Genomic DNA, 6,407 nt, shown 5'->3' on the forward strand with positions numbered 1-6,407 from the left:
CGAGCCTTTTGTGTTTTTTTGCCTAACAAGCCTACGAAACGGCCATTTCAATCAAATCTGTGAAGTCCAAGCACATGTCTAGCCTGTGTCCGTGATCATCCACGAAGTTATATTTCTTAAAGTGTTCGATCATCTCTTTGGCACTTTTGCCACTTAAAGGAGATTTATCAATTGATTCGTCAACCTGTTTCATCTTCAAACCTTCATTCAGTTGGTTACGATAGTGCAAGTTCCACTTTGGAAATTGCTTTTCTAGGAGGCGGTATTTATCAATATTCGAGAGTCCCGGCCTCCATTCACACGTCATTAATGAACGCACCGTCTAAGGGGCAGTATTTTGATGCGCATATCAAAAAAGCTGGCTACCCTTACCGCAAAGTTGGGTGATTAATTCAGCGGGGATGCTGTCCCCACCTTCTCTTACCTCGCAAGACAAACGTTATTGATATACGCCTGCAAGCCGTTTATTTGGCTGGTTGCAATTCCGATTCGCTCGCGGAGACTGAGATAATCCCGTTCAGCGGCGTTAGTAAGTCTGGCGCTGGCATCATCAACGCTGCTGGAGGTGGCTGTGGCTTCGGGCAATCGCTTACAGCTGGCGTTGAGCTGCAACCGCTTAGCACCAGTAGCGATATCAGCACGAAGGCGCTCGTTCTCAGATTTGGCATCTGCCAGTTCCTTGGTGTATTTGATATCGATAGCAGCAACCTGCTGGCGCTGAATTAGCATCGTGTCAATGGCTGACTGTCTGCTGTTGGCTATCTGGGTAATGTCAGAGACGTCGCGCTGTAGCCTGGTTACTTGCCCGTGGTAATACATCAGGCCGAATAGCAGAGCCACCGTTACAGCGATGAGTATTGCCGTTACGCGACTCATGACAGGAAAAGCTCACGCTCAGCCGCCCGGCGATTAGTCAGGCCTTTCATTTCTTTCCCACCTGCTTTATTCCATTTCAGGAATTCATCCGCAGCGCCCTTTGCATCACCCGCGTTTACCTTTTTCATCAGCGTCGATGTGCTGAGCGCTCGGGTTCCGATGTTGTAGGCCAGCGATACCAAGGCGTCGAATTGATTCTGGGTTACGCCGATTTTGAGCATCTGGTTAACGCCCTGCTCGAACTGGACAACTCCGCATTTCAGCAACCGGTCGGCGGTAGGCTGATCGATAGTCATGCCGCGAACCACGGGCTTACCATCTACTGGATGAGTCCAGCCGTAACCAATTGTCCAGGGAGCGCCGCCGGTGCCAGGGTCTGGATATGCCGTCAATTTGCAGCCTTCGAATTGTTTTATTAGATTGATTCCGGTGCTACTGATTTGCATTGTCAGCCCCTGTCTTATTGCCAACGATGCGCTTTAGCACCGAACCAATGTAATCCGTACCCATGTACCCAATGAACACGCTGGCAATTAATGACCAGTCAGGGTTCAGCCCGGCTATAACCAATACATCTTTGATAAACCATGCCATCACTGAGCACATGGCCGCATCAAGCATACGTTGCGTTTTACCTCCTCCGGCATACCAGCCACGCAAGTAAGCCATCAACGCAGCCAGTGCCGCGCTAAGTAACTCACCCCGGTGGTCTGCTATCCAGGCAATGATGAGCATCCATACATCCGGTGATTTCAACATTTTCATGACCCACCCCCCGTTTGGGGAAAATCTTCCCCGGCATTTGGTCGGGTGCTGTTGTGTAGGGAATAGCTCCCGTCGTAGTCATTCGAAAGTGTGAGCGTGTTTTCAGTGATTGACTGTTTTGACGGGAGCTAAATAAAAAAGGCACACCGAAGTGAGCCTTAAAATTGGTATGTGGTGGCGGGGAATTCGCCGACATCGTTTCACTGGTGTTCCACTTGTATCCCCACACATCGGTGCCTGCATTCACCACATTCGGCTGGATACTGTTTCACAACGATTGGATTAACCAATCCAGTACCCATGCGAATGTAGAATGCAAAAAGCCCCGGCGATTAACCGAGGCTTCTAATTTTTGTGGTGGTGAGTCAGCTCAAGACGGCATTCACAAGCGCCGTTTACTTACTACCCCTCTACCACCACCGCTCTTCGCCTTTGACGTCCGAGCTTAACTGAAATATACACTTTCAAAACTTAAAAGCAATACATTACGTAAATATTTTCTATTTATGCGGCGATTAGTAGGTTTTCTTTCTCCACTTCCGACCTCAACAAGTGAAATAATGTTGCGTTGAATATCTCACGGCACCACCTGATCCGATCAATGCATTGCTTTAGCGTCAGGTGCGGGGCGTGAACGCGATTTAGGTAACATGCGATTTCTTGCATGTCTTTGCGCTCACAATAGTATTGAATAGCTACAGCACGAATCGGATTGCTTTGAGTAAATGCTTTGAGGACTACCTGATCGACAAATGCAGCTTCTTCTCCCTCGTTGGCGCGCGCGAAAAGATTGCTGAATGAGTTTCTCGGGTTAATTATCTCTTTGGCCTTCTGGAATAATTCGGTTCCCCGGTAGCCCAATTTGTGGAGGTCCTCCACAGTCTTCACAATTGAGGCTCCTTTATTTTCATCCCACGCACTGACAATCATTAGTCGGCCAATAACACCACAACTCCCTGTCGGCGCGGTGTCACCACCGACAGCCTGCCCCCACATATTTAGGACTGACCTTACCCACCGATCCTGCACTGGAGTGATGCGCTGTAATTTACCCARGTAACTTCTGCGTGGAGCTTTTGCAAGCTCGTGCCATACATTGGATTTCATGCTGCCTCCTGGAGAAGTTTTAGCTTTTTCAGTTCCAGCCGGTAGTAATCTCGAATGCTTTTCAGCTCTTCAATGCTGTAACTGCTGCGTTCGTGGTTGTTTTCGATAGCCTCCACTGTCTCAATTCCAATGCGCTTAATCAGCTCGACGCGGTACGGAACGATATTCCCGCTCTTGTGCTGATTGCATACTGAACATTGTTTATGGATTTGCCGGGGGTCGAATCTGAATTGAGGTGCTGCTGCGGTTGTTCTGTAGTGCCCTGCGTCCCACTGTGCTGCTGAAGTGGTGCCACATGATACGCAGGGTAGGTTTGAATCTCGTGCTCTTACAAAGGCGTTGACGGCTTGCTGCGCCTGCTTAATCCAATACGTTTTGGGGTGGGCATTAATTCTTCTGACTTTTAGCTGCTTCCGATCCTCCTTTTGCCGCTCCTGCCTTTGCTTAATCTCGTTATCGTAGTTCTGCTTTCGCCTCTCTTTCATAACCAGAACCGCGTATTCTATTTTGTGCTCTTCGCAGCACCACCACTCGTATATCGCGGCCGGTTTAAATCTCGTTTTACACACTTTACAATTTCGACTCTTCGGGAGCTTGGCTATCATTCCCGGCCTCCTTCGCTGCTTTATCAACGCATTTCTGATGGGCGTAGGTTTCACCCTTGTTAAGCATCAAGAAGCAATACACGCATACGGATTGCGGTAACTGAGTCATGCCTGCTCCCCTTGAATCTGGATAACTGTTAACTCACGCCCAAATACCGCACCAGTGTCGATATAGAATTGGTTTTTAAATTGGCTGGGTTTACTCATTGGCGTATGGCCGAAGATAAACTGCTTTGCCCCAGTTATTTCTGCACCTAAACCATCCATAGCGTCACCCACGCGATCCCGATTCCAAATAACAAGCTCCTCACTAACCGGCTTTCCGTAATAATATTCATTGCCAGGGTAGTCGGCGTGGGCCACTACATATTTACCGCTGTCAGTTGTCACTTCGATCACCAGCGGCAGCGCAGCGGCCTGATTAATTAAGCTGGTTGCCAATAGTTTTTGGTCGGGGTCGAGACAGAAAAACCACATTCCGCCGTTAGCTACCCAGCATTCAGCCATTCCATATTTTCCATCCAGTGCATCAATCGCCATTTGCTCATGATTGCCACGAACCGCACGAAACCAAGGCTGCGTTATCAGGTCGAGGCATTCGACGTTCTGTGAACCTCGGTCAATCAGGTCGCCTACGGATATCAGCAAGTCTTTGCTCTCATCGAAATCTACTGAGAGTAATTTCTCATCGAGCTTATTCAGGCAGCCGTGGATATCACCAACGACAAATATTCGTCGGTAATCGGCCCCGTTAATCTTTTGGTAAATATCAGGCATTCTTTCTACTCCTGAGTCTTAGCCAGCGTTTAGCTAATAACGGATAGATAGCGTCATATGTGGGTATTTCGCTGGCGGGGATTGGGGGTTTAGGTTTGGTTCGGGATGTCTTGCGGAAGATAAGATTGTCTAGGGCGAAAACTATGCTGCTTTGCCTTTGTCGCATGGTGTATTTCCCCACCGGTTAGCCCACTCGATTTCCAGCTTGGATGCATCGCTGAATATCACGCCCTGCTCAGTGCCGAACCAGTAGATAGCCTCGATAACCTCCACCATCTCACTCACTCGCATCTTGCTAGTACGCTGGCCGAACATCACCACCCCGCCGCCGATTCCAGGAGCCGTACGCTGATCCTGATTTTTGGCCTTAGCCACCATCGCAGTAATCAGGTCTTTCCAGTCAGCTTCATCGTACTTCTCACCGAACCAGAGAACCTGTTTTGATAGGTCGTGCAAAAGTGGCCACATTTTCCGATTCTGGTCATTGCTGCGTTTCTTCTCCTGAATGAGAACCTCAATCGGCTTTTTCTCATCAAGCGGCACACTGCGGATCGCTGCTATGGCGTTGTCACGTACCTGGGTATTTCGGAGTAGATAGGTATGCTTTGTCATAGTGGCTTCTCCGGTGCGGCGGCTAGCATATTGGCATAGCGCTCTTGCATACTTTCAAAGCTGCCTGTTAATCCCAATAGCGTGAGCATGGCTAAAGTTGCCTCTTTCGGTAATAGTTTCCAACCTTCCGGAATTACCGGAGAGTTCAACTGTGGGGCGAGATAGACAGGGATATCACCTGCACCGCCCTCAGGCCAAATATCAGCATCAGAACCGGATCGAAGATAATCCAAATGGTTTTGCTCTAAATAACCAACAGGCTCAGCCCTCTTTGCAGCTAACGCGATGCGGGCTAGTGCTGCGATTTCCCTGAAATTAATCAGATTAGTGACTCTGTTTGGTCGATAATCGCAAAGGCTTTCTAGCCTCTCAGATGTAAATCTATCTAATTCTTTCATGGCTTTACCTCAACGTTAATAAACCCGCCACAGCCACACTTTGGGCAGCATTTTCTTTTGGTGCCAGAAGACTCATCACTCATGACAACCCTCTCTAGCTTCAAGTGGTGATATCTGCATGCTACGCACATTACGGCTTCCGTTGTTTTCATTCACTCTCTCCCTTGATTCGAATGCCAGCAGTTCGGAGGGCGTTGGCGGTGGCACTCAACCCTTCGTTGTAGGCGGTATCAGTGTCGAAGTTTTCATCTCGCTGGTCTGGAAACTCCACCTCAATGCTTTCTCGCGACGCTTGCCACGCTGTCCGCATATCTAACACTGACGCTTTAGCTAAGTTGGTTAACTCGCCATCGTCGCCACACTCAAATGCAAGGCGGTAAGTTTCGTGGGATTTCGATTTAAGCCAAGCTTCAAACTCTTCCCGCGATTTAGTTATGTCCATCATGCAGCCCTCTTCGATTCGTATCTGGCGCAGGTGATAGCAGTCCAGGCAATCAGTTGTGCGCGTTTCATGTGAAGCTCCTTCAGCCGGTCAAGCCAGATAAATACCGGGCCGGTGTAGCCGTTGTGAGCAAGGCGAATATATTGCTCAATGGTTAATTCATCTTCGCGAGTCAGTTCCATTAGAAACCACCTTGTTTTTTAGTTGACCGGCGCTCAGATTCAGCCGCCTTTGCTTTAGCCTGATCCTGGTTGCAGTCATAGATTGCGCCATGACGTTGCTCGACGAATACCACCCCGCCGCTGCCGTGCCGGTTAAGCCGGAGTAGTAATTCGGTGTCCTGCTGATTGGCGTTTTCGTCGTAAGCACCTTCGCGGTATATTCCCAGCCAGTAATCACAGTCTTGCTCAATCTGTCCTGTGTCGCGGGAGTCGCTTGGTTGAGGCCGCTTATTGACGCGCCTTTCTAAATCACGGTTTAGCTGAGTCAGCAGAACGACAACGCAATCAAGTTCTTTGGCGAGGTTCTTTAGCCCCTTGGTGATCATCCCGTAAGCCAGATCATTACGGTCTGCTTTTTCGGCTGACATCAGTGTGAGGTAGTCAACTAATACCATGCCTACAACACCACGTTCGCGCTTGATGCGGCGGCACTCAGAAACGATGTGAGACAGTGAAAGTCCCGGCGTATCGTCGATGTACAGATTGCCACTTCTCGCCAGCTCTAACCCTTTCGCAGACGCCAACGCAAAACGGTTATCGTCGTACCCATCAAGATAAAAATTACTGCTGGATACTCCTGAGGCTTGGGAAATCATGCCTTCGC

The 6,407-nt window shown here is 49.1% G+C and carries 13 protein-coding genes; 1 reads left to right on the forward strand and 12 read right to left on the reverse strand.

Features of this window, described 5'->3' with window-relative positions:
* Positions 1-31 precede the first annotated feature (31 nt).
* Entirely contained in the window at positions 32-193 is a 162-nt protein-coding gene (locus PL78_RS20575; RefSeq protein ID WP_167349938.1) for a hypothetical protein, read from the reverse strand.
* Positions 194-237: 44 nt separating this feature from the next.
* Between PL78_RS20575 and PL78_RS19520 the strand changes: the two genes are divergently transcribed.
* A complete protein-coding gene (locus PL78_RS19520) occupies positions 238-387 on the forward strand; it encodes a KTSC domain-containing protein (protein ID WP_235601031.1) in 150 nt (49 codons plus the stop codon).
* A 33-nt stretch (positions 388-420) separates the two neighbouring features.
* Here the strand turns inward: PL78_RS19520 and PL78_RS06360 are convergent, their stop codons facing one another.
* From PL78_RS06360 to PL78_RS06410, 11 genes are all read right to left on the reverse strand, one after another.
* Entirely contained in the window at positions 421-876 is a 456-nt protein-coding gene (locus PL78_RS06360) for a lysis protein (RefSeq protein ID WP_064512142.1), read from the reverse strand.
* Positions 873-1,322 carry a lysozyme gene (locus PL78_RS06365; protein WP_064514091.1) on the reverse strand — a complete coding sequence of 150 codons (450 nt, stop codon included), beginning with the start codon at positions 1,320-1,322 and terminating at the stop codon, positions 873-875. The genes PL78_RS06360 and PL78_RS06365 overlap by 4 nt, the downstream gene beginning before the upstream one ends.
* Positions 1,309-1,641, reverse strand: a complete 333-nt coding sequence (locus PL78_RS06370; protein ID WP_064512138.1) for a phage holin, lambda family — start codon at positions 1,639-1,641, stop codon at positions 1,309-1,311. The genes PL78_RS06365 and PL78_RS06370 overlap by 14 nt, the downstream gene beginning before the upstream one ends.
* Before the next feature lie 504 nt (positions 1,642-2,145).
* Positions 2,146-2,748, reverse strand: a complete 603-nt coding sequence (locus tag PL78_RS06375) for a DUF1133 family protein (RefSeq protein WP_064514094.1) — start codon at positions 2,746-2,748, stop codon at positions 2,146-2,148.
* Positions 2,745-3,353, reverse strand: a complete 609-nt coding sequence (locus PL78_RS06380; RefSeq protein ID WP_420822908.1) for a recombination protein NinG — start codon at positions 3,351-3,353, stop codon at positions 2,745-2,747. Before PL78_RS06380 ends, PL78_RS06375 begins: the two co-directional genes overlap by 4 nt.
* Before the next feature lie 105 nt (positions 3,354-3,458).
* Positions 3,459-4,121: a metallophosphoesterase gene (locus PL78_RS06385; protein ID WP_064518293.1), complete on the reverse strand. Its 663-nt coding sequence runs from the start codon at positions 4,119-4,121 to the stop codon at positions 3,459-3,461.
* A gap of 150 nt (positions 4,122-4,271) precedes the next feature.
* Positions 4,272-4,742 carry a recombination protein NinB gene (locus PL78_RS06390; protein WP_064514095.1) on the reverse strand — a complete coding sequence of 157 codons (471 nt, stop codon included), beginning with the start codon at positions 4,740-4,742 and terminating at the stop codon, positions 4,272-4,274.
* Positions 4,739-5,140, reverse strand: coding sequence for a hypothetical protein (locus PL78_RS06395; protein WP_064514097.1), 402 nt, complete (start codon positions 5,138-5,140; stop codon positions 4,739-4,741). Before PL78_RS06395 ends, PL78_RS06390 begins: the two co-directional genes overlap by 4 nt.
* 148 nt (positions 5,141-5,288) lie before the next feature.
* Positions 5,289-5,585, reverse strand: coding sequence for a phiTE_015 family protein (locus tag PL78_RS06400; protein WP_064514099.1), 297 nt, complete (start codon positions 5,583-5,585; stop codon positions 5,289-5,291).
* Positions 5,582-5,764 carry a hypothetical protein gene (locus tag PL78_RS06405; RefSeq protein ID WP_064514101.1) on the reverse strand — a complete coding sequence of 61 codons (183 nt, stop codon included), beginning with the start codon at positions 5,762-5,764 and terminating at the stop codon, positions 5,582-5,584. Before PL78_RS06405 ends, PL78_RS06400 begins: the two co-directional genes overlap by 4 nt.
* Positions 5,764-6,407, reverse strand: a 644-nt coding sequence (locus PL78_RS06410; protein WP_275482565.1) for a DnaB-like helicase C-terminal domain-containing protein, incomplete at its 5' end; no start/stop codon positions are given. The genes PL78_RS06410 and PL78_RS06405, both read right to left, overlap by 1 nt.

It is taken from the genome of Yersinia entomophaga, assembly GCF_001656035.1.
Classification (GTDB): Bacteria; Pseudomonadota; Gammaproteobacteria; order Enterobacterales; family Enterobacteriaceae; genus Yersinia; species Yersinia entomophaga.